27 protein-coding genes and 1 pseudogene are annotated in these 21,321 nt (G+C 68.6%); 16 read left to right on the plus strand and 12 right to left on the minus strand.

What is annotated here, in order from left to right; translation table 11 throughout:
- The first annotated feature begins 99 nt into the window (after positions 1–99).
- A complete protein-coding gene (locus ACH492_RS08495) occupies positions 100–453 on the plus strand; it encodes an ankyrin repeat domain-containing protein (protein WP_398984152.1) in 354 nt (117 codons plus the stop codon).
- Between the two features lie 208 nt (positions 454–661).
- On the opposite strand, the gene ACH492_RS08500 is transcribed toward ACH492_RS08495, so the two are convergent.
- On the minus strand, positions 662–1,213 hold the full coding sequence (locus tag ACH492_RS08500) for a tellurite resistance TerB family protein (protein WP_398984154.1): 552 nt from the start codon (positions 1,211–1,213) through the stop codon (positions 662–664).
- Between the two features lie 557 nt (positions 1,214–1,770).
- On the opposite strand from ACH492_RS08500, the gene ACH492_RS08505 reads away from it, so the two are divergent.
- From ACH492_RS08505 to ACH492_RS08520, 4 genes and pseudogenes are all read left to right on the plus strand, one after another.
- Positions 1,771–2,700, plus strand: coding sequence for a DUF4344 domain-containing metallopeptidase (locus tag ACH492_RS08505; RefSeq protein WP_398984156.1), 930 nt, complete (start codon positions 1,771–1,773; stop codon positions 2,698–2,700).
- Positions 2,701–3,263: 563 nt separating this feature from the next.
- Positions 3,264–3,923 carry a hypothetical protein gene (locus ACH492_RS08510; RefSeq protein WP_398984158.1) on the plus strand — a complete coding sequence of 220 codons (660 nt, stop codon included), beginning with the start codon at positions 3,264–3,266 and terminating at the stop codon, positions 3,921–3,923.
- Positions 3,924–4,007: 84 nt separating this feature from the next.
- Positions 4,008–4,865, plus strand: a pseudogene (locus ACH492_RS08515) (tyrosine-type recombinase/integrase); the annotation flags it as partial.
- A gap of 229 nt (positions 4,866–5,094) precedes the next feature.
- Positions 5,095–6,321, plus strand: coding sequence for an RNA polymerase sigma factor (locus ACH492_RS08520; RefSeq protein WP_398984160.1), 1,227 nt, complete (start codon positions 5,095–5,097; stop codon positions 6,319–6,321).
- 39 nt (positions 6,322–6,360) lie between these two features.
- Here ACH492_RS08520 and ACH492_RS08525 read toward each other — a convergent pair whose 3' ends face one another.
- The gene (locus tag ACH492_RS08525) at positions 6,361–7,026 is read right to left on the minus strand and encodes a CDP-alcohol phosphatidyltransferase family protein (protein WP_398984162.1); all 666 of its coding nucleotides are present in this window, start codon (positions 7,024–7,026) and stop codon (positions 6,361–6,363) included.
- Positions 7,027–7,405: 379 nt separating this feature from the next.
- Between ACH492_RS08525 and ACH492_RS08530 the strand changes: the two genes are divergently transcribed.
- Complete coding sequence (locus ACH492_RS08530; protein WP_398984164.1) at positions 7,406–7,762, plus strand: hypothetical protein; 357 nt, start codon at positions 7,406–7,408, stop codon at positions 7,760–7,762.
- A gap of 5 nt (positions 7,763–7,767) precedes the next feature.
- On the opposite strand, the gene ACH492_RS08535 is transcribed toward ACH492_RS08530, so the two are convergent.
- Both ACH492_RS08535 and ACH492_RS08540 read right to left on the minus strand, forming a co-directional pair.
- A complete protein-coding gene (locus tag ACH492_RS08535; protein WP_398984166.1) occupies positions 7,768–8,064 on the minus strand; it encodes a hypothetical protein in 297 nt (98 codons plus the stop codon).
- A gap of 132 nt (positions 8,065–8,196) precedes the next feature.
- Positions 8,197–8,469 carry a hypothetical protein gene (locus ACH492_RS08540; RefSeq protein ID WP_398984168.1) on the minus strand — a complete coding sequence of 91 codons (273 nt, stop codon included), beginning with the start codon at positions 8,467–8,469 and terminating at the stop codon, positions 8,197–8,199.
- Positions 8,470–8,657: 188 nt separating this feature from the next.
- On the opposite strand from ACH492_RS08540, the gene ACH492_RS08545 reads away from it, so the two are divergent.
- The 6 genes from ACH492_RS08545 to ACH492_RS08570 all read left to right on the plus strand — a co-directional run bounded on the left by ACH492_RS08545 (position 8,658) and on the right by ACH492_RS08570 (position 14,130).
- Positions 8,658–10,286 carry a radical SAM protein gene (locus tag ACH492_RS08545; protein ID WP_398984170.1) on the plus strand — a complete coding sequence of 543 codons (1,629 nt, stop codon included), beginning with the start codon at positions 8,658–8,660 and terminating at the stop codon, positions 10,284–10,286.
- Positions 10,283–11,083, plus strand: a complete 801-nt coding sequence (locus tag ACH492_RS08550; RefSeq protein WP_398984172.1) for a class I SAM-dependent methyltransferase — start codon at positions 10,283–10,285, stop codon at positions 11,081–11,083. Before ACH492_RS08545 ends, ACH492_RS08550 begins: the two co-directional genes overlap by 4 nt.
- Before the next feature lie 117 nt (positions 11,084–11,200).
- Entirely contained in the window at positions 11,201–11,686 is a 486-nt protein-coding gene (locus ACH492_RS08555) for a hypothetical protein (RefSeq protein ID WP_398984175.1), read from the plus strand.
- A gap of 176 nt (positions 11,687–11,862) precedes the next feature.
- Positions 11,863–12,564, plus strand: coding sequence for a Crp/Fnr family transcriptional regulator (locus ACH492_RS08560; RefSeq protein ID WP_398984177.1), 702 nt, complete (start codon positions 11,863–11,865; stop codon positions 12,562–12,564).
- Positions 12,565–12,650: 86 nt separating this feature from the next.
- The gene (locus ACH492_RS08565) at positions 12,651–13,226 is read left to right on the plus strand and encodes a redoxin domain-containing protein (protein WP_398984179.1); all 576 of its coding nucleotides are present in this window, start codon (positions 12,651–12,653) and stop codon (positions 13,224–13,226) included.
- A gap of 7 nt (positions 13,227–13,233) precedes the next feature.
- Positions 13,234–14,130, plus strand: coding sequence for a cytochrome c biogenesis CcdA family protein (locus tag ACH492_RS08570; RefSeq protein ID WP_398984181.1), 897 nt, complete (start codon positions 13,234–13,236; stop codon positions 14,128–14,130).
- A gap of 57 nt (positions 14,131–14,187) precedes the next feature.
- Here ACH492_RS08570 and ACH492_RS08575 read toward each other — a convergent pair whose 3' ends face one another.
- Positions 14,188–14,517, minus strand: coding sequence for a TfoX/Sxy family protein (locus ACH492_RS08575; protein WP_398984183.1), 330 nt, complete (start codon positions 14,515–14,517; stop codon positions 14,188–14,190).
- 746 nt (positions 14,518–15,263) lie between these two features.
- Between ACH492_RS08575 and ACH492_RS08580 the strand changes: the two genes are divergently transcribed.
- Positions 15,264–15,728: a hypothetical protein gene (locus tag ACH492_RS08580; RefSeq protein ID WP_398984185.1), complete on the plus strand. Its 465-nt coding sequence runs from the start codon at positions 15,264–15,266 to the stop codon at positions 15,726–15,728.
- A 12-nt stretch (positions 15,729–15,740) separates the two neighbouring features.
- On the opposite strand, the gene ACH492_RS08585 is transcribed toward ACH492_RS08580, so the two are convergent.
- Entirely contained in the window at positions 15,741–15,926 is a 186-nt protein-coding gene (locus tag ACH492_RS08585; protein ID WP_398984842.1) for a hypothetical protein, read from the minus strand.
- A gap of 641 nt (positions 15,927–16,567) precedes the next feature.
- Between ACH492_RS08585 and ACH492_RS08590 the strand changes: the two genes are divergently transcribed.
- The gene (locus ACH492_RS08590) at positions 16,568–16,975 is read left to right on the plus strand and encodes a DUF3040 domain-containing protein (RefSeq protein WP_398984187.1); all 408 of its coding nucleotides are present in this window, start codon (positions 16,568–16,570) and stop codon (positions 16,973–16,975) included.
- Positions 16,976–17,164: 189 nt separating this feature from the next.
- Here the strand turns inward: ACH492_RS08590 and ACH492_RS08595 are convergent, their stop codons facing one another.
- The gene (locus tag ACH492_RS08595; protein WP_398984189.1) at positions 17,165–17,485 is read right to left on the minus strand and encodes a hypothetical protein; all 321 of its coding nucleotides are present in this window, start codon (positions 17,483–17,485) and stop codon (positions 17,165–17,167) included.
- A 210-nt stretch (positions 17,486–17,695) separates the two neighbouring features.
- Positions 17,696–18,049: an STAS domain-containing protein gene (locus ACH492_RS08600; protein WP_398984191.1), complete on the minus strand. Its 354-nt coding sequence runs from the start codon at positions 18,047–18,049 to the stop codon at positions 17,696–17,698.
- A 728-nt stretch (positions 18,050–18,777) separates the two neighbouring features.
- Here ACH492_RS08600 and ACH492_RS08605 point away from each other — a divergent pair.
- Positions 18,778–18,921, plus strand: coding sequence for a hypothetical protein (locus tag ACH492_RS08605; protein ID WP_398984193.1), 144 nt, complete (start codon positions 18,778–18,780; stop codon positions 18,919–18,921).
- 334 nt (positions 18,922–19,255) lie between these two features.
- On the opposite strand, the gene ACH492_RS08610 is transcribed toward ACH492_RS08605, so the two are convergent.
- Entirely contained in the window at positions 19,256–19,546 is a 291-nt protein-coding gene (locus ACH492_RS08610; RefSeq protein WP_398984194.1) for a hypothetical protein, read from the minus strand.
- 160 nt (positions 19,547–19,706) lie between these two features.
- Between ACH492_RS08610 and ACH492_RS08615 the strand changes: the two genes are divergently transcribed.
- Positions 19,707–20,267 carry a hypothetical protein gene (locus ACH492_RS08615; RefSeq protein WP_398984196.1) on the plus strand — a complete coding sequence of 187 codons (561 nt, stop codon included), beginning with the start codon at positions 19,707–19,709 and terminating at the stop codon, positions 20,265–20,267.
- Between the two features lie 23 nt (positions 20,268–20,290).
- On the opposite strand, the gene ACH492_RS08620 is transcribed toward ACH492_RS08615, so the two are convergent.
- From ACH492_RS08620 to ACH492_RS08630, 3 genes are all read right to left on the minus strand, one after another.
- A complete protein-coding gene (locus tag ACH492_RS08620; protein ID WP_398984198.1) occupies positions 20,291–20,776 on the minus strand; it encodes a CBS domain-containing protein in 486 nt (161 codons plus the stop codon).
- Between the two features lie 120 nt (positions 20,777–20,896).
- A complete protein-coding gene (locus tag ACH492_RS08625) occupies positions 20,897–21,049 on the minus strand; it encodes a hypothetical protein (RefSeq protein WP_398984200.1) in 153 nt (50 codons plus the stop codon).
- Positions 21,046–21,321 carry a hypothetical protein gene (locus tag ACH492_RS08630; protein ID WP_398984202.1) on the minus strand — a complete coding sequence of 92 codons (276 nt, stop codon included), beginning with the start codon at positions 21,319–21,321 and terminating at the stop codon, positions 21,046–21,048. Before ACH492_RS08630 ends, ACH492_RS08625 begins: the two co-directional genes overlap by 4 nt.

Genomic DNA, 21,321 nt, shown 5'->3' on the forward strand with positions numbered 1-21,321 from the left:
GACCGTTGTTTCCCGTTGTTTCCCGGCTTGGCGGGCACGTGGGGGGCACGGGCTAAAAGTGCGGCGCCCGCGCTCGTGCATCCTGCTTGGATCGACGGCATGACCGAACTCGTAGACCGATACGAAATGTCACCCGTCCATCTCGCAGTGGAGACTGACGACCTCGCGGAGCTGACTCGCCTCCTGGACGTCGGCCACGACCCGAATGAGTTCGACAGCTACAGCGGCTGGACTCCCCTGCTCAGGGCCATCGACGGTGAGGCGGATGGTTCTGCCCAGACCGGTCAACCGTTGGAAGCTGCGGGTACTGCTGTCCTGCTTGCATATGGGGCGGACCCGCAGCAGCCCTCAAGGGATGGACTCACCCCGTACCACCTCGCGTTCCAGTCCGGGCATGAGATGGCCGTTCGGCTGATCGAAGCGCATACAGCCCGCCGCCGTACCGCAGGCTGAGCACGTGAGGTCGGTGGAGTGGCTCTGGCCGGTGTCCTGCCCGGTTTGGGGTCGTGCGTGATCACCGAGCAGCGGTAGCACGCGGTCAGGGAGGTGGCCGCAGGAGGTCCGGTCACTCAGGTCGCAGCCCGGTATGGGGTCTCAAGGCAGTCGGCGCACTCCTGGACTCCGCCGGCCGACGGCGACAGGCGGTGCGGTGGGCAGATGGTCAGATGCCGAACTCCTGCGGGGACAGGCCGAGCACAGAGCATGCCTCTCGCAGGACCTGCTCTTCGGCCGACGCGACGAATCCGTCCGCACCGGCGACGACGAAGCCGGTCTGCACGACCGCCCTGGCCTCCGTCGGCTTCTTCGCCGCCTTGGCGATTTCCTGCATGGCCTCCGCCTTGCCCTGCTGGAAGTTGAACGCCAGCTGGTCGACGTGCTTGTTGAACCGCTGCCGCAGCTGGTCGGAGGGGAAGTTCTGCAGGACGTCGTTGTTCAGGATCAGCGACTCCACATGCTGCCGCTCGGCGGGGTCGACATGCCCGTCGGCGGCCGCGACCAGGGCGCACATCGCCATGCTGGCGTCCCGGTAGGCGCCACTCTTCAGCTCCGCCTTGAGGGAGGTGAGCTGGGACTTGAGCGTGTTCACCAGCTGAGCCCGCGATCCGCCAGCGGACCCCGCACCCGGCCGCCCGTGTCCGCCAGAGCCCCGCGTCCCCGGCGACTGCTGCTGCAGATTCTTCGCCTGGTCCTTGATCCGATCCCACATCGCCACTCGTGCCACCTCGGCTTCTACCCGTGTCGTTCCGGTCGTCCGCGCGCTTTCCGCCCGGCGTCGTGCCAACGCCTCCCGGCCCCTCGAAGTTCCGCGAACGGCCTGTCGGCGCGCCCGGTGCGTGAAGGACAGACGTCAAGCATCACCCGACGGGGAATCGTCAACCATCACCTGAGACTCGACACAGTCCCTGTCCTGACGCTGTGGCAGCTCTGGGCAAGCTCCGTCGCGTACGGCACGAAGCGGACCCGCTGACGTGTGGCATCGAGCGTGGGTGGCCAGCGCACACGGGACGAAAACCGCCGCAAACGGATCATTGCGGACGCAGGGTCCGTCGATCATAATCCGCGTGTCAGGTTCGAGTCCTGCCTCCGGCATCCGGCCGTCGGCACGATCGAACCTGCGATACCGCTCGCCGTTCTCGGCTCGTTACGTTCGAGTCCCTCCTCCGGCATCGGGAAGTGGCTCCGGAGACCACGAAAGTGCGACCGCCCGCCCCAACGCCCTGACCAAGGAAAGAGCTGACTAGGGTGCTGAGCAGTGGTGGGTACTCGGCCATGTCCAGGACTGCTTTCGCGGGGGCGCTGCTCGTCGCCGGCTTCGCAGTCGCCTCGTGTGGCGGTGACGGCAACAAGGCTGACGCGAACGGCAAGGTCACGGTCGTCTACCAGGACAACGCGATCAAGCCTAAGGACCGGCAGGCCGTAGAGGTGATCCGGAAGTCCCGCGTGCTCGAGCAGGTCGCCGACTGGGTGAACAAGTCGGTCGCCCTCCCGCATGACCTGGTGGTGAAAGTCACCGACAAGGTCCCACCGGGGGTTACGGATGCGGTCACCCAGCCCGACGGCAGGACGATCTTTGTGCCCCCACCGTTCCTGACTCAGATCGAAGGGGTCCTCAGCAAGGTGGTCAAGACCGTCAAGCGTCCCGCCCTGTTCCCCGAGGCCGGGTTCAACGCCGACGACCTGACCGCGCTGTCGACCCAGTTCATCATGGGCCACGAGATGGGCCATGCTCTGCAGCGTCAGCTTCTGCTTCCGAACCTCGGCCTCGAGGAGGACGCCGCCGACGGGTTCGCGTCGTTCTACACCGTCAACGAGGTTGGACCGGAGCCGTCGCTGGCAGCCGCAATCCTTTTCGACGAGATCGCCCGCGAGGAGGGCAAGCTGACGCTGGAGGGGCTCTCGAGCGATCACCCCGTCACCCAGCAACGGGTCTTCAACTTCCTTTGCTACCTCGAGGGGAGCGACCCGAAGAGGTTCCGCGGGCCCCTGGTCGGTGCCGGTTACCTGCCGAAAACCCGCGCCCCGTTGTGTCCGCAGGCATGGGCGATGCTGGACTTCGGCTGGTGGACCCAACTCAAGCCACATTTCAGCGGGGCATTCAAGGACCAGGGCGGCAAGACGCAGGAGAACGCACGCGACCGGCTGATCGCGGAGACGAAGGCCTTTGCGAAGGAGCTCGACAAGTTCCGCAGCGGGCAATGAGCATTCAGAGCCATCGGCCCGCATCTCCGGCCGTCCCTTAAGAGCGCGGGCCTGTGATCGGTAGCGGGTCCTCCGCCACCGTCACGGTGGTACGTGGAGGCGCCCTGATCCGGGCGACGGGTGGTGTGTCGGACGTGTGTCGCGAACAGTGAGAGGCAACGAGAAAGAGCGGGAGTCAGTGAGACTGACTCCCGCTCTCTCATGTCGGCATCCGCCCTGGTCAGAGCTTGATTCTTGCTGACTGACTGGCGAGTGCCCCCGGCAGGATTCGAACCCGCGCACACGGCTCCGGAGGCCCCTTGAGTCCCAGGCGTTCGCGCTGGTCACAGGCCTGAATGGTGATCCTCTTGCTTCTTCGCGTCCACGAACAGACCGCAGACTGATGACGGGTCTCCACTTCGTCGCGTCTGGAGCCATCACGTCACACCGTCCGTGCCCCGTGACGGCCTTGTCCCGGCTCTGTGACACCAGGAGTTCCAGTGCTGCGGTGCGACGAGGCCGTTGCTACGGTCCCGCTTCGGGGAGCGGCCGATTGGGCCGCCTGTGAACAGGGGGACGTCCACATGAATGCCAATCGCCTCAGACCCGTTGTCCTCGCGCTCGCGGCCGTCGCGCTGACCGCTGTACTCACCGGGTGCAGGGAGGACGGGTCTGCCGCCGGGGCGGACGCGGCGCCGAGCGCGGGAGCTAAGGCCACTCCGTCGCCAAGCACGACTGCCGGGGAGCCCGACGCGATGCCGAGCGTGGCCGCCACGGCCCCCTCGTCGCCCGGCGCGGGCGGTAGCGGCACGCCCGCTGGCAAGCCCGACGCCAAGCACACCGGATCAGCCGCGACCAGCGCACCCGCCGCTGACTGTGCCAGCGAGCCGCCGAGCCCGGACCAGGTCGACCCCGACGAGATCGCCGTCTACCGAGTTGAGGAACTCGACGGCAGCACCGGGAAGGTGAACCTGGTCATTGAGCACGGTGCCTGGGGATGCCCGGGGAAGGACACTGACGGCGCGCCCTTCGTCGTCACAGGCGAGCACAGCCGCTGGGCTCTCGACCAGGCCGCGTATGTCACCGCCACCAACCCCGTCACCGACAGCAGTGAGAACCAGCGGATCGGCGTGCAGGAGCTGATCGACTGGATCAATGCGCACCCCGACTCCGGCCTGGTGTTCAGATATGAGACCGGCGAGGACGGCGCTATCCACCGCCTGGAGCAGGTCTTCACACCGTAGTCAGTGCGGAGCACTGCTGGTCTCCGCCCTGGCTGTACCCGTACGCCAAGAGCAACGCACAAGACCGACCTGCACCATCTGTTGACCGGTCGCGCCGTCCTGGACTCTCTCAAACTCCGGTTGGACGGAGCGGCTGCCGCTGCTGAAACGGTGCGACGTAAGCGCCGAACCCTGGTCAATGCCATGCATTACGCCGTCGATCTTGGGGAATTTCAAGAGAATCCCCTCTCCACGGTGCGCTGGCAGAAGCCCAAGGTGTCCAGCGAGGTAGATCCGCGCGTCGTTGCAAACCCTCAACAGGCTCGATCTTTGCTGCACGCCGTCTCGTACGTCGGCGGCTTCCGGCGGGCCCGTGGTCGACGTCTGGTCGGCCTTTTTGCCTGCATGTACTTCGGAGGTTTCCGCCCTGCTGAGGCGGTGGGGCTGACCGAAGCCGATCTCACGTTGCAGGATTCGGGGTGGGGGTCCGTCCTCCTGCACCGCACCCGTCCCAGCGTCGGCAAGCGGTGGACCGACTCCGGGGAGAGTCACGACGACCGCGGGCTGAAGAACCGTCCGGCCGAGGACGTACGGCGCGTCCCGTTTCCGCCTCAGCTCGTGTTGCTGCTTCGCGAACACCTGGAGACCTTCGGCACGGCCGCTGATGGACGGCTGTTCTTCAGCGAAGGCGGGGGAGTGGTCGCCTCATCCACGTACTACCGGGCCTGGCAGGAAGCCCGGACGTTGGCTCTCTCGCCGGCCGTGGTGGCTTCGCCGCTGGCCAAGCGTCCGTACGACCTGCGGCACTCCGCGCTCTCCACGTGGCTCAACGCAGGCGTGGACCCGACCGAGGTTGCGGAGCGCGCGGGCAACAGCGTTGAGGTGTTGCTCAGTTGGTACGCCAAGTGCCTCGACGGCCGCCAGGAGGTCGCCAATCGCCGTATCGAGGATCTGTTACGTGAGGCCCCTGGATCTGTCCGGGGGCCTTCGCCATGTCGCAAACCGACCTGGCCGATGCCCGGCATTCCTGTCCACAGACAGTCCGCAGCGGTGAGCTTCGGGACTCGGTGTTTCGAGGATGTCGGGCGGGGCTGTGACGCCAGACCCGACCGGCCGACGTCACCACCCTGAGCGCTGCTGACTTCAGTGTCCGTCCCTTCGCGGGCTTCGCTGCGTAGCCGGGAGACTGACCTTGCCGGTCATCGACGAGGCCGCGGTCGGCCGGATCTTCCGCGAGGAATCCGGCCGATCGGTCGCTGCTCTGATCCGCGTCTTCGGCGATATCGACGTCGCCGAGGATGCGGTGCAGGAGGCGTTCGCCGTCGCCCTGCGCATCTGGCCGGACCGCGGCCTGCCGCCCAACCCGGGCGGCTGGATCACCACGACCGCCCGCAGGCGTGCCATCGACCGGCTGCGCCACGAGTCGCGTGAAAGGGAACTGCTCGGCGAGGCAGCGGCGGTCTCGCCCGGCTATGACGGTTGCGGCATGTCCGAGGAGGCAGGGCCCGTGCGGGACGACCGGCTTCGCCTCATCTTCACCTGCTGCCACCCGGCACTCTCCACGGAAGCGCAGGTGGCTCTCACCCTTCGACTGCTCGGCGGCCTGTCGACCGTGGAGGTCGCGCGATCCTTCCTGGTGGCCGAAGCGACGATGGCGCAGCGTCTGGTGCGTGCCAAGCACAAGATCAAGGCCGCCCGGATCCCCTACCGCGTGCCGGAGGATCACGAGCTGCCCGATCGCCTTCCCCCTGTGCTGGCCGTGGTCTACCTCGTCTACAACGCGGGGCTGACGGGCACGGCCGAACGGGGTCTGTGCTCGGAGGCGATCCGGCTGGCACGGATCCTGGCGACGCTCATGCCCGACGAGCCGGAGGTGGACGGCCTGCTGGCGCTGTTGCTCCTGACCGAATCCCGTCGCGCCTCGCGCATGCGGGCAGACGGCTCCCTGGTGCTGCTCGGCGAGCAGGACCGCAGCCGATGGGATCGGGCCCTGATCGAGGAGGGCCAGGCGATCGTCCGCCGGTGCCTTCGCCGCGACCACCCCGGTCCGTCTCAGCTCCAGGCCGCCATCAACGCCGTACATGCGGACGCCGCGACATTCGAGCAGACCGACTGGTCACAGATCCTCGCCCTGTACGACCAGTTGCTCGCCATCGCCCCCACGCCCGTCGTGGCCCTCAACCACGCCATCGCCGTCGGCGAGGTGCACGGCCCCGCCGCCGCGCTGGCCCTGGTGGACGAGCTGGACCTGGACAACTACCACCCGTTCCACGCCACGCGAGCTGATCTGCTTCAACGACTGGGCCGGAACAGCGAGGCCGCGGCCGCCTACAAGCGCGCCGCCTCCTTGGCGCCGACGGACGCCGAGCGGGACTTCCTCAGGCTCGGCGGCCGAGCTGCGCGCCGAGCGAAACTGTGACTTCGCGTATCCGTGGGCTTCGCTGAGGTGGGGGGCATCTCAGCGCACCAGGTGGCGCAGTGCGACGACACACTGCATCGCGGCGGCCGGGCGCAACAGCGTGGGACGGGGCCGCTCAGGCATGGTGCCGCGGCGGATACCGATGGCGGTGACCGTGACGACAGGCAGCGCCCATGCGGTGATCGCCGCTGCCCGTACCGTGCGGCTGGGTTCGTGGCGCAGGGTGAGCCAGGTCCAGTAGGCGGCGTCGGCGAAGGTGTCGGCGTAGTCGCCGAAGGGGGACACGGTGCCCTGCCTCCGGGCCAGTCGGCCGTCGGCCAGGTCCAGGGCGATTGCCAGTACCCCGGACCATCGGCTCGCGCTCCCGGGCAGGGCCGGGAGGTTCGCGCGGATCAAGGTGAGTGCGTCGGCGGCCGCTAGCCGCTCACGGTGCTCCAGCAGACCCATGTGCAGGACGCTGAGGGTCCAGCTGGTTGCCACCCATCGCCTTCCCGGCCGTCGGTCACGGGAGACAGCGAGCATCAGGCCGTGCAGCACGGTGAGCTGTACCAGCGCCCGGGGGCGGCGGGTTGCCTGCCGCAGTGACCGGTCCGCGGCCCGCCAAATGAACCGGGCGACGGCGTGCGGGGTCCAATGGCCCTGTCTGAGCATCCCCAGCAGAGCGTCGGTGGCGGCACGGCTGTCGGCGAGATCGGATACGGACACGTCGGCCAGCTCTTTCTTCCACGGTCAGTGCGTTGCGCTCACGGTAGGCGGCCGAGGCGTTGCCTGAAGGTGAGCGCGCTCACCGATCCGTGAGGGGGTGGGCCGCAGCGTCGTTGTGCGGATGGCGCAAAGGGAGAGAGGGCCAGACCTGGCGTGGATCAGTCGGCTGGCGGTCGTGGCGGTTACGGGCGGTGGCGCGGTTGCCGGGTATCTGGGGCTGGTCACCGGGGCGATGCCGCTGGACGTGGGTGTCGGCCGGCGGATCCGCCCGTTGTGGCCCGCAGACTGTCGACATCGCGGCGCAGCGGGAGGTGGTTTTCGATGTGATCGACCAGCCGTATCTCGGTCGGACCACCCGAGCGATGCGGGAGAAGTGCGGGTGCTGGAGCGCGGCAGTGACATGGTCCTCGCCGCCCACTTCACCCCGGTGGCGGGTGGGTGGCTGACGGCGACGACGGTGGAGTCGGTGCGGTTCACCCGTCCCGGCCGGATCGACTTCCGCCTCGTCCGCGGACCGGTGCCCGCCGTCGTCGAGTCGTTCCGGCTCAGCGAGTACGAGTCGGGCACGCGGCTGGAGTACGAGGGGGAGCTGGGTACCGACGTGTGGGCGCTTGGGCAACGCTGGGGGCAACTGGTGGCCGGACGTTGGGTCGTGGACCGTGCGCGTCCGAGGCAGGACGGTCCGAGGCTGCTCGCGCTGCCTCTGCTCGGGGCCGCGCCCGGCCGTGCCGAGTAATGGCTCTACTTCACTCGCTTCGTGCCGGCGATCAGTTTGCTGACATATTTCTCGCCGTCGGCGTACGCGAGGTCGTGGGTGTAGTTCTCGGAGACGTACTGGCGGCGCCCGGTTTCCGTGTCGGTGACCACCACGCGGAACCCGAGGGCGCTGCAGCCGCGCCTGAACGGGACCCCGACGCCCATCAAGCCCTCTGCGATGTCGATAGCGAAACGCTCGCGGCTCAGCGAGCCGTCTATCGGGGGCACCGGACGGCGACCGAATCCGATATGGAATGGTCCGATTCGCATTATGTGGCGCATGACGCCTCCCCGCGGGTACGCGTGTAGTTTACGCGTGGTCAGGCGCAGGGCTGTTTGCTGACCTGCGTCGTCACGCAACACAGCCGACGGTTCGAGCCTCCTTTACGGGCGGTGCCTGTTCGGTGAGCGGCCTTACAGTTCTCGGCTCGTTCCGGGCGTAGCGTCCTGGCCATGGTGCTGCGATTGGTGCTGGGCGGTGTACACGGTGATGGCTGTCGGCCAGCTCGCCTCGTTCGGGGAGATGCCGGGCATCCTCGCCGCATACGGGCCGGTAAGAACACAGTCGCGGCCGCGCCGGTGCGTGGTGTGGATCATGGGCGAGCTGGTGTGCCGGGTGTGGTTCCTGGCCCGCCCGCGCTCGAAGGCGATCACCCCTGTATGGGTGCACACGGGCGTGTCACTCATCTGGAGCACGCTCGCTGTGCAGGCGTTCGCCAGGGGAAGGTGGTTCGTGCTGGTCCAGGACGGGCTGACCCTCCTGTATGCCGCGCTGCTGCTGCGCACTGCACGCGCCGGACCATTCCTGCCTCGGAGGGCGACGCCTCTGGTGGAAACAGCTCATGCGATGTCACGGAATCGGAGAGGCGATGACGGTGGACGAGACAGCACAGGCACCCGGCGCGGTGGGGAATGAAGGCGCGCCACGGAAACGGGACAGGGACGAGGTGTTCGTGGAGTTCACCAAGTCGATCTGCCCGATGTGCAAGACGCCCGTCGACGCACAGGTCAACATTCGCGAGAACAAGGTGTTCCTACGGAAACGCTGCCGCGAGCACGGTGAGTTCGAGGCTCTTGTCTACGGCGATGCCCAGGAGTACGTGTCGTCGGCGCGGTTCAACAAGCCGGGCACGATTCCGTTAGTCTTCCAGACCGAGGTGAAGGACGGCTGTCCGAGCGACTGCGGGCTGTGTCCGGAGCACAAGCAGCACGCCTGCCTGGGGATCATCGAGGTCAACACCGGCTGCAACCTGGACTGCCCGATCTGCTTCGCCGACTCCGGCCACCAACCCGACGGCTACTCCATCACCCACGCCCAGTGCGAGCAGATGCTGGACGCGTTCGTCGCGTCCGAGGGCGAGGCGGAAGTGGTGATGTTCTCCGGCGGCGAGCCCACCATCCACAAGCACATCCTCGACTTCATCGACCTCGCCCAGCAGCGCCCCATCAAGAACGTCAATCTCAACACCAACGGCATCCGACTCGCCTCGGACCAGCGGTTCGTCGCCGAACTCGGCAAGCGCAACCAGGTGCCGGGCAGGTCGGTGAACATCTATCTCCAGTTCGACGGCTTCGACGAGCGCACCCACCGCGAGATCCGGGGCCGGGACCTGCGTACGTTCAAGCAACGGGCCCTGGACAACTGCGCCAAAGCCGGGCTGACCGTCACCCTCGTCGCCGCCGTCGAGCGCGGCCTGAACGAGCACGAACTCGGCGACATCATCGAGTTCGGCATCGACCACCCCGCCGTGCGCTCCGTGGCCTTCCAGCCCGTCACCCACTCCGGGCGCCATGTGGAGTTCGACCCGCTGAACCGGCTCACCAACCCCGACGTCATCCGGCTCATCAACGCCCAGCGCCCGCAATGGTTCCAGAAGGGCGACTTCTTCCCCGTCCCCTGCTGCTTCCCCACCTGCCGCTCCATCACCTACCTCCTGGTCGACGGCGAGACAGGCAACCGAACCGTCGTGCCCATCCCACGTCTGCTGCAGGTCGAGGACTACCTCGACTACATCACCAACCGCGTCATGCCCGACGCCGGCATCCGCGAGGCCCTGGAGAAACTCTGGTCCGCCTCCGCCTTCATGGGCACGGAGACGACCGAAGAGAACCTGCGCGCCACCGCCGAGGCCCTGGACTGCGCTGGGGGTACCTCCCGTGCCGAAGGCTACGGGGGAGCCTGCGGCATCGACCTCCCGCAGGCGGTGAAGGACCTCAATGACAAGGCGTTCATGATCGTCGTCCAGGACTTCCAGGACCCCTACACGCTCAACGTCAAGCAGCTGATGAAGTGCTGCGTCGAGGAGATCACCCCTGACGGGCGGCTCATCCCGTTCTGCGCGTACAACTCCGTCGGCTACCGCGAACAGGTCCGTGCCCAGATGTCCGGCGTCCCGGTCGACCAGGTCGTCCCCAACGCCCTGCCCCTCGCCGACCGCCTCGCCACGACTCCGTACGGATCCAAGACCGCACGGGCCGCGACTGGACAGGAGCCCACCCCATGACACAGCCGCCCGCCGGTGAGGAGATGAAGGCGTGCTGTGCCGCCGCGTACTCCTCCGACGTCGTCGCCCTGCTGCTGGGCGACTCCTACCACCCCGGCGGCACCGCTCTGACCCGCCGCCTCGCCGACGCCCTCACCCTCGGCCCGGGTGAGCGGGTGCTCGATGTCGCCTCCGGCCGGGGCACCACCGCCCTGCTCCTCGCCGACAGATACCAGGCGCGGGTCGACGGCGTGGACTACTCCGCCGCCAACACCGCCCTCGCGCAAGGAGCCGCCCAGGCCGCGGGGCTGACCGCACGAGCGCGCTTCACGACCGGAGACGCCGAACGACTGCCGTACCCGGACGGCGTCTTCGATGCGGTGGTGTGCGAGTGCGCGCTGTGCACCTTCCCCGACAAGGCGAAGGCCGCCGCGGAGTTCGCCCGCGTCCTGCGCCCGGGCGGCCGGCTCGGCATCACTGATGTCACCGCCCGCCCCGACCGGCTTCCGCTCGAACTCACCACCCTGGGTGCCCGGATCGCCTGCGTCGCCGACGCCCAGCCGCTCCAGGAGTACGCGCGCATCCTGTCCGGTGCCGGCCTGCGCACCGTCACGACGGAACGCCACGACCAGGCGATGCTGCGCATGATCGACCAGATCGAGGCCCGTCTGAGCCTGCTGCGTATGACAGCCCCGGACAGACTCACCGCCGCCGGCGTCGATCTCGACGCCGCCGAGGACGTGCTCGGCGCAGCCCGCACAGCCGCTGCCGATGGCGCTCTGGGATACGCCCTGCTCATCGCAGCAAAGGGCCAGTAGCAGCCGATCGGGACTACCACCCGGTAGGTAAGCGCGCTCACATACCTGCCCCCGCCACTGGTCCTAGCGTCAGCGGCGGAGAAACGAGACAGCCGCATTATCGAGAGGACGCTCACCATGGCCAGCACAGTGCAGGTATCCCCCAGGACCGCCGCCATCCCGGTCCACGCCGCCTGGGGTGCCGCGGCCGGTCTGATCGGCGGCATCGGCATGGGCATCTGGATGTCGGTGTCCACACCGATGCCGGACACTGCGATGATCACGATGGTCGCCGGCCTCCTCGGCTCGACCAACGCCTTGGCGGGCTGGCTGATCCACCTGTCCATCGCACTCTTCGCAGGCATCACCTTCGGCGCCCTGCTCGGCCAGTTCGCCCAGCGCCTCGCGCCCGCCGTCGTTCTCGGCCTGGTCTACGGCGCCGCCTGGTGGTTCATCGGCGCGCTGTGGATCATGCCCGCCAACATGGGCATGCCCGTCTTCGGATGGAACGACGTCACCAGCTCCAGCCTCGGCGCCCACCTGGTGTTCGGGCTCCTCGCCGGAGGGGCCTTCGCCGCCATAGCCCAGATGGGCGGCAACCGGACGAGCCGGTCCGGAGGATGACCCGCATACCCCCGGCGTCAACACCCGGCCCCGGCGCACCGCTCCGGGGTGCTGCGCAGCATCGCAGCACCCGGGACGGCTACTGTCTCGCCGACAGCACGGGTGCGCTGGCCAGCCCGCCGTGGGGGGCCGCGCCCCCGCCCTGGGCACCGGGACGACGCGAGGAGATACACCACATGACCCACGCCCGTGAGGACGCCGAGAGGACGTGGTGCATGTCCGAGGTCGACATCTTCCGCGACCTCAGCGAGCGGGAAATGGACGCCATCGCCGCCGCGGCCCCGATGAAGACCTACAGCGCGGGTGAACTGCTCTACTCCCCCTCACAGCCGTCCGAGGTGCTGTTCATCCTGAAGAAGGGCAGAGTCCGCATCTTCCGCGTCTCCGCCGACGGCCGCGCCCTGACCTGCGCCATCATCACTCCTGGCACCATCTTCGGCGAGATGGTGCTCCTCGGTCAGCGCATGTACGACAACTTCGCCGAAGCCCTTGACGACGTCACCGTATGCGTCATGAGCCGCGCCGACGTCCACCGCTTCCTGCTCGCCGACGCCCGGATCTCCGCCCGCATCACCGAGATCCTCGGCCGCCGCCTCACCGACCTCGAACAGCGCCTGTCCGACAGCGTCTTCAAGTCCGTACCGCAACGGATCGCCACCACCCTGCTGACCCTCGCCGCCGAGACCCGGCCCCGGCTGCTCGGCGCCCGCGCCCCGCAGGTCGCCCTGACCCATCAGCAGATCGCGGCCCTCGCCGGCACCTCCCGCGAGACCTGCACCAAGGTCCTGCGCGACTACGCCGGCCAAGGTCTGATTCACCTCGCCCGGGGCCGCATCACCGTCCTGGACCCCGAGCGGCTCAAGGACCAGGCCGGCTGACGTCACCGAACCGTAAGGATCCGGCCGTCCCCTCCGCCGGGTCGGCGATCTACATTCAGAGCCGATCCCGAACACCAGGAGTCCACATGCGTGCCCGCTCGTTCCTCCCGGCCCTCCTGGCCGCAGCCACGCTCACCCTGACCGGCTGCGGCTCAGAGAACGGCGCCACCGCCAGCGATGCCGCAGGAACGGACAGCTCCACGACAGCCAGCGCCCCCGCCACGGCGGACAGCGGTTCCGCCACTGCGGCGGGGGTCCCCGAGGCGCTGCGGTTCACCGGCACGACCATCGACGGGAAGCAGTTCGACGGCGCGTCGCTGGCGGGCAAGCCCACCGTGCTGTGGTTCTGGGCCCCGTGGTGCCCCAAGTGCAAGGCCCAGGGGCCGGAGACCGCGAAGGTCGCCAAGGAATTCGCGGGGAAGGCCAACGTCGTCGGGGTGGCCGGGCTGGACAAGCCGACGGCCATGAAGGACTTCGTCGCCTCCACGAACGTCGGCGGCTTCCCGAACCTGTCCGACGAACCCGGGGACATCTGGAAGAAGTTCGAGATCACCGAGCAGAGCATCTACGTCCTGCTCGACAAGGACGGCAAGACCGTCTTCACCGGAAACCTGCCCGCCGGTAAGGGGCTTGCCGACAAGGTCAGCAAGCTCGTCGGCTGACCGGCCCATGTCCGACCTTCCGCTCGCCCTCGCCCTGTCCGCCGGGATGCTCGCCGCGGTGAACCCGTGCGGCTTCGCCCTGCTGCCCGCCTACCTCTCACTGCTCGTTCTGGGCGACGACTCGCCCACCCGGGCCGCAGCCGTCGGCCGCGCCCTGGCCGCAACTGCCGCCATGACGACCGGATTCGCAGCCGTCTTCGCCCTCTTCGGACTGGCCGTCGCACCGGTCGCGGGACAGGTGCAGCAGCATCTGCCCTGGTTCACCGTCGCCTTCGGGCTGCTGCTGGCTGCCGTCGGCGGCTGGCTGCTGGCCGGCCGCGCGCTGCCCGCGCTACTGCCCAAGCTCCGCCGCGCCCCCGCCGTCACCCGCTCCCTGCCCTCGATGGCGCTGTTCGGCGCCGCGTACGCGATCGCCTCGCTGGGCTGCACCATCGCCCCGTTCCTCGCCATCGTGGTCTCCGCGTTCCGCAGCGGATCGACGCTCGAAGGGGTGGTGCTGTTCGGCGCGTACGCGGCCGGCATGGGCGTGATCGTCGGCGCCGCCGCCCTGTCCGTGGCACTGACCCGCACCACCAAAGTGGGCCACCTCCGCCGCCTCGGCGCGGTCGCCTCCCGCCTCGGCGGCGGCCTGCTGCTCCTGGTCGGCGCGTACGTGGCGTACTACGGCTGGTACGAGATCCGGGTGCTCCGCGGCGGCGAGATCACCGACCCCGTGATCGACGCCGCAGGCAGCGTCCAGCGTTGGATCGCGGAGAGCCTGGACCGCATCGGCGTCCCCGTGATCGCCGCCGTACTCGCCCTGCTGCTCCTGACCGCCCTGGCACTCCACCGGCTGGCCAAGGCCCGCCGGGGTGATTCCCGTACGGCCGAGGACACCCCGGCCGTCCAGCAGCCCCTCACCTGACACCGCGAACTCTGCCGTTGGCATCGGGACAGCGTCCCCGGAACCCTCGCGGTCGGCCTACTTGGGCGGCAGGCCGGCCGCGAAGGTGTGGCCTTCGTCGATCCAGGCGTCGAGCTCGGTGTCCTCGGCGAGTACGGATGCGGCGACGACGACCCAGCCGCGCATCGGGCGGCCGGTGAAGTCGAAGACGCGCGCACCGGGCCGGGCCAGCGCGATGTCGGTGCCGTCGGGTCCGACGCGGACCATGAGTTCGTCCCCGATGACGCCTACGGCCATGTTGCCCTGATGGAGGAATGCCAGGCCGCCGAACATGTGCTTCTCGGTGATCGCCGGATCCGTGCTCAGGCGATCGCGGATTCGTTCAGCCAGTCCTTCGTCGAATGCCATGACAGACCTCGCTCCCTAAAGTGCTTGGACCGCCGCGGTGTGGACCGGCGGTCATGACGGTGGCTCCAGCAGCTTGCGCTCGAGGTCGCGCAGGTCCTTGCCAATGGAGGTGCGGACCTTCTTGTAAGCCTGCACCCGGCTGCCGACGGAAGCCGTCCGTATGGACACGGCCCGGCTCAGGTCCGGACCCTACCGCCGCCGCTGAAACACTCCGGAGGGCGGGACGGCCCGGCGGCAGCAGGACCGATGCCGCCCCTGCCGGGTCAGACGGTTGGTTGCCGGCCGATTGACGCGAGGGTCGCGGACACCGCCTTCTCCAGGGTGTGCGCATCGGCTCCGGCGCGAGAGCGCAGGTTCACGCCATAGGCGAGCGGGGCCAGTACGTCGGCGGCGGTGGCGGAGGCCAGCTACCCGTGGGCCTCGGCGGTGGTGAGGGCCACGTGCAGTGCGCCGGTGCGCTGCGGGCGGCGCGCTCGGCCAGTGCGCGCAATCCGGGTTCCGGTTCCACGGACACGAGGCGTTTCACTTCGGGCGGATAGTGAGGGAGGTTCAGGCCGTTGCCGGCGCCGATCTCGACGATCTCGCCGGACAGGCCCGCCACCAGGCGCTTGCGATGTTCCGTGGTGTCCGCCTTCTCCAGCGCGGGACCTGCGACCTTCGCGTAGACGCGGCGAAGACCGGACGTCGTGTGATCATTGCGGCGGCCCCTATGTGTTTGGTCAAGCTGTGTGGCTCACAATGCGGGCATGGATGACCAGGGTGGGGACTCGGTGTCGGTGTGGCGGGTGGAGGGGCCGGCTCTCGTGGCGGCCTATGTGATTCCCGCTGTCGTAGGGGTGAGGGCGGTCATTGGCTGGGGCGGGTGGGCTTCGTCTCCGGCAGCGGAGACGGCACGGTCGGCCGGACTGTGGACGGGGCTGGCCGTCGGCGTTGCGTTGTTCTTCTGGTGGGCGATTCTCAGGGTCCGGCTTGAGGTCGGCTCCGACGGCATCGTGGCGGTCAACCCATGGGGGACCCACCGCCTTCTCCTGGATGAGGTGGCTTCCGTGCGGCTTGGTGCGTGGGGTGCGGAGTTCCATCACGGAGACGGCTTCAAGACCACGGCTTATGCGCTGAGCGAGCTGGCCGCGGGGACCTCGCAGGACCAGCGCTTCGCGGAGCTGCTGGCTGTTCTGGAGGCAGACCCTGATTCCTCACCGCGGTGCGCCTGACAGGGACGGCGGTCATGGGCTGGCCGGGCGCATTTCGTAGAAGGTGCCGTCGCGGAGCATGGCGAAGAGGACATCTGCCCGCCGTCGGGCGAGGCAGAGCAGGGCCTGGGTGTGGTGCTTGCCCTGCGCGATCTTCTGGGGCCCGCGGTGGGCACTCCATGCCGAGATGGGCGCTGTAGGTGGTCTGCCAGTGCGCACGCTGTACCTCGGCCAGCTCGTCACCCTGCTCGTATCCCGCCACCTTGATCGCTCCCTTGCTCTTCTCCCCGCCGGCGCCAAGGCTGCCGCAGAACAGAGTAGATCTCGCAACTGCGCGACTGTCGGCTGTCTGCGGCGGACTGGAGCTGAGCTCAGCCGCTCGGCTCCTGACGATCGACTACGTTCATCCTGCTTGAGGCAGGCCTGCCCGGAACACCCGGCGGCCCGCCTCACGGCATCCGACGGGGGCGGAGCACGGCAGGGATACGCAACACCGACGCGGGTAGATCTCCTGACAGGAGCAGCAACCTGGGGTCGCGCTCGGGGACTGAAGGGGTCCTGCACCGTGCCCATGCTCACCGTCGCCGATACCAGCGGCAGGTCAAGGACACGATCTGCCCGAGGTCGGGCTGCGCGTCATCGCTTTACAGGGGAAGGCTGGGGGCAATCGCCGGGGCGACGCAGTTCAGGGTTCAGCGAGGCCGCCGGGATTCTGGCCGACGCCACACACGGCACGACGGCCATCCCGCAGCACGCACTGAGCATCGCAGCCCCCACGCCCGAGTTCCCCGCCGAGCGGCTCCACGCCGGTCTTCTCGCCGTCGTGTCTCACGATCCAGGTGATCGGTATGAATCCCTCGATGGATGACCGCCGCATCTTCGCAGAGATCGAGCGACGCCTTGCCCGGGACGACCCCGCATTGGCCTCGCTCCTGGACGCGCTCAATCAGCAGTTCATTGAAGACGATAGTGACGGTGTTCATGACGAGCACCGACGGCGCGACTGGCGATGGGTGACTGCTGTCGTACTCGTGGTCGTGGCCCTTCTGGCGATGATCCTCACCGCTGTGTTCGCGGCGCCTCCTCCGACCGAGGGGGACAAGGGACGGCTTGACGGCCGTGTGCCGGCCGTGTCGGTTCATACGCAGCGGCGCGATCAGCGAGCCCGGACGCATCATGTCCCCGTGCCAGGGACGGGGACATACACGGTCGGGGCCCGGCGCAGGAAGTCGCCCGCGTCACTGAGGGGCTCCAGGGCGTCCAGGTGACGGTTGCACGCCGACGGACTGCACGAGCTGCGCCCGCGAAGAAGAGACTCTGCAGCATGAGTCCGGTGACAGCGAGAAGCGGACTCCTGGCGTGCAGACCTTGGCACGGGATTGCGGTGAGTGGGAAGGCTGCACCGGCAAGCTAGAGCCAGAAGGGCATTACGCACGGCCTGTGAAGGTCCGGTCTGCTCAGGCCCGTCCGTCCTTCGCCGCCCGGTGGTCCTTGCGGTCGGCGAGGAAGAACAGGACTCCCGTAGCCGCGATGAAGGCGAAGCCGACGTTCATGCATGCCATGACCGTCTCGTACGAGGCGTGGGCCAGGCGCGGAATCGCGTTTGCGAGCGCGAGCCCGTATATGCACAGCAGTGCGCAGGCGCGTAGCCGGACTCCTGCTGCGTACTTCTTCTGCCACGGCGGTACCCAGCCCAGGAGCATGGCGGCCGGCATGGGCACCAACAACGCCGTGGCGATGCCGAGGCCGATCCAGTGATAGAGCGGGTTGCCGTTCATGAGTGCCTCCTCGTGGACGGGGACAGGCTAGAGGGCACTCGTGGGTGTTCCCATGCCGGGATCCGGCAGTGTTCATGGGTCCTGGGCGGCCGGCTCAAGGTACGTCCATGCTTGGCCAGCGGCTAAAGGGGCCTCGGCGGAACGCCGGACCCGTCCTCGGGCCCGCCCGTAGGCGCGTGCGCTGCTCGGGAAACGGGTGGCTCCGAAGTGTCAGGAGAGGGTCAGCAGACGTCCCAGCCCGACACGTTGGAGCACCCAGCGCACGTGGGCCTGCGGGTGGGTGACGACCAGGCGAGTCCCCGTGGATCGCGCTTCCACCACCGCGGCGAAGAAGATGAGCGTGCCGTCGGTGCTCACGTGGGTCACATGGGTGAGATCCACTTCAAGGATCAACGGGGACATGCGAAGGGCATCGAGCAGTGTCCGTTGCGTCCGCTTCGAAGTCTCTGCGTTGATCTCGCCCCTGAGCGTTACGACGATGCGTCCCGGGGCGCTCGACTTCTTGTGGAGAAAGGCGAGTTTGCGCCAGGGCAATCGCCAGCCCGCTGGCGGGGGGTGCGGCATCGGCTCGCTCCAGGGCAGGGGGCTCCTATTGCCGACCAGGCTTCCCGGCGCACCCGGCGGCCAGCCTACGCATCTCCTGCGGTCGGATCTGCCCTGTGGAGCGCGTGCCGGGCAGGGCCACTCGTACGTACGATCAGCCCAGTGACGGGCCCGTGGCACTGACCCTGGCTGTGTGGCTGGCCGGCGGCCGGGAAGAGTGCCCTTACTTCGCGGTGTTCACAGCCTCCGCCCTGTGCCGGCCGCTGCTCCGCACGGCAAGGGCCAGAGCTGACTGGCCGTGTGCCACCGAGGACTGAGCGGATCTCGTGCATCCAACAGCGCGCCGCTGTCTGCCTGCGCGGGCCGACGGCGTTCAGCAAGGGCCCTTCTCAGGCCTCGCGAATCAGCGCCTCGTAGCCGCCGGCGCACGAAGCGCTGCGGCTCCGCCTCCAGTGCACGGGTGGCCCCGTGTACGGCGCCCCGCAACTCTCCCTCACTCCAGGCCGAACTCGCGTTCGGCTGCAAGCCGATGGCGGGCGAGGGCCTGCTCGTCACGGCCGAGTCGAGCCGCAGGTCTGAGGCCGTTTCGGACGCAGAGGTCCTCCAGGTGGCCCGCGTCGGAGACAGCGCGCAGGGCCGCCGGCCAGTTCACGTGTGAGGGGCGGCTCGGTGAACGGCCTGGTGAAGTCGACCTCACGGAATGGACCGCACGGCCCGTCGGCCGGGCCACGGGCACCTGCCGAGATGTTGTGACCGGGCGCGAGGCCGCTCGTCTGCGCATCACGACGGTCTCCGAGGCGCCCGCAGGACGCGCACTGACCGAACAGTGCACCCTGAGCCAGGGCAAGTTGGGCCGCTTCCGCGTGACTGCCTACTACGGCCCCCTCGGCTGAGCAGGAAATGCATCTCGACGGCAAGTATCCGGGAAGGTCAAAGGCGCGCGCGTGCCCGCACGCTCGAGTGCGGAGTCGCGATCGGGACTGCCTAACTTCAAGCTCGTACGCATCAACGACAAATCCCCAGACGGCACTTCCGGTAACCACGCAACGGGCGATCCGGAGACGCTGAACCGGATGCCGGCGTCGTACGCCACTGCCTCGGCGGACGGGCACGCTGCCCCGCCGTCTGACAGGCACAGCCGTCGGTTCAGAGCGGAGACCCGGGGTCCGCGTCCAGGGCTGCACGGTGCTGACGTCGGTCATCGGCTCCGTATCGGCTGCGCAGTCCTCACTGAGTTCGGACATTCGGGATTCCGGTCTCTGCTGCGCGCCGATGCCGCCGGATCTCGCCGAGCGCGACCACAAGAGTCGCGACGTTCAGGGGAAACGCCACAGCTGCGGCGATCGCAGTGATTCCGGTGGCCCGGGTGAGGCCGGCGGCCAGCGCCGCGCACAGCAACACTGCGGGCAGACGTCGGCGCCAGGTGGGAAGGTCTCGCATGCGCCATACGCGCGCGCTCAAGATCACATTGAGGGCCAGGAACGTCACGGCCCAGGCGGCGAGCACGATCAGGGTCAAGGGCATCGGCAGAGCCTCCACAGCAGAAGGAATTCACGCCGACCAGACTTCCCGGCTCACCTGCCGTGATCCTAGTGGGTGCGTGCGCTGGTCAACAGGGGCGCACCGAACGTGCCGCGGGGTAGGGACATGCGACAGCGGAGTCCCTACTGTGGGCGGCATGGGACGGCACATCGGACGGCGTCCGCCATCGTGGTGCGCGCGCCGGACAGCAATCTCCGGTGAGATTGCTCGCGACGCGTGCTGGGGCCGGGAGTTGAGGGATGCGCTGGGCTGTGCATGCCTGCTGTTCGCGGCGCTGGTCGCGCTCGACTGGGGAACAGGGAATCTCTCCTTCCCACGGGTTGGCCTGTGGGCCGGCCTCGGGGTGCTGCTCTTCGTCGTCCTGCTGCCGCCTCTGGTGACCGGGGGCGAGGGATGGCTTGCGTCGCGTGGTGTCCTTCGCATGCGGGAGGTGCGGACCGACTGCCTGGTCTCGGTGAGGCTGTACGACGGTGTGGCGGCGCGTCTGGTACTGCGCGATGTGCACGGCGAGCGGGTGCAGTTGGACCCACGGGTGCTGACTTCCAACCCGCTGATCTGGCACCTGCTGGAACAAGGTGCGCATCGCTCCTACGAGAGCGGAACCCTGCTGTGCGGGATGACGGCGCTGGAGCGGCTGGGTAAGCGGATCGACGGCGAGACGTGCCGCGCGGTCCTGCGGGCATCCGGGCTGAGTTAGCCCGCGCGAGCCGTCCTCGGCAATCACGGCTGTCTCGTACCGCCGTCGCCGCCCACGGCGCCGAGGAGTTCGTGCAGCAGGTGGGCGGCGGTGATCACGCCGAGCATGTGGGTGCCGTCCTTGGCCCTCTCGGCCACTGCCACCAGCGGGCTGCGGACCCGTGCCATGAGCGCGGCCACCTCCAGTGCGGTGTCGTCGGGTGCGGCGATCGGCGGCGGGGCTGCCCGGGCGGGCAGACAGTCGCCGACCCGGCGTCCGACCAGTGCCTGGCACAGCCGGTCGGCGTGCCTCTCGTCGACAACCGCGGCCAGGGTAGGGTCCTCGACCACATACTCGGGCACGAGGACCTTGACCATCTGGGAGGCGGGCAGGATCGCCTTGGGCTCGCCGCGCTCGTCGAGCACCAGGAGGCCGGGGAGTCTGTGCTCGGCCATCAGCCGGGCCGCCTCCAGTGCGTCGCTGTCGACGCTCACCGATTCGTACTCAACCGCCAAGTCTCGTGCCCGCACGGCCGGCTCCTCGTCTGTTCAGAATGTCCCTGATCCCAGCGTCGTCCACTGCCGGGATTCCAGCGATGACCTTGACGCGAAATATACGGACCTCGATCCGGTCCGCCCCGTCGTCCGCGGTCATCCGAGAGCCCACTGGGCAACGGCGATGAGCACCATGGGGAGCGGGCTCCACGCGAGGTACGGGCGGCCGTGCTGCCGGCGCTCGCCGGTCGGTGCGGGGCGGATCTCCCAGTGATGGGCCATGCCGTCACCGCCGTCGGGCCCAGTCACGATTCCGCCATGAGCCGGTCGACGATGAAAGCGGTCAGGATCCCGCCGAGCAGCGCCCATGCGGCATGGCCCGGACCCAGTCCGCTCACGGCCACCGCCATGCCGAGGGCAGCGGCGGACGCAACCCCCGCCACCACGGCCGTTGTGTTGGTCAGGAACCGCCACTGCTGTCGAGCGGTGCCCGGGCGGCGGATCTCGCCGAGTCCGGTGCGGATGACGAGTGCCGCAACGACGATGCCGCATCCGAGTGCCAAATGTGTCCATGCGGTCAT

Origin of the sequence: Streptomyces sp. NPDC019443 (assembly GCF_044389785.1) — a bacterium.
GTDB lineage: Bacteria > Actinomycetota > Actinomycetes > Streptomycetales > Streptomycetaceae > Streptomyces.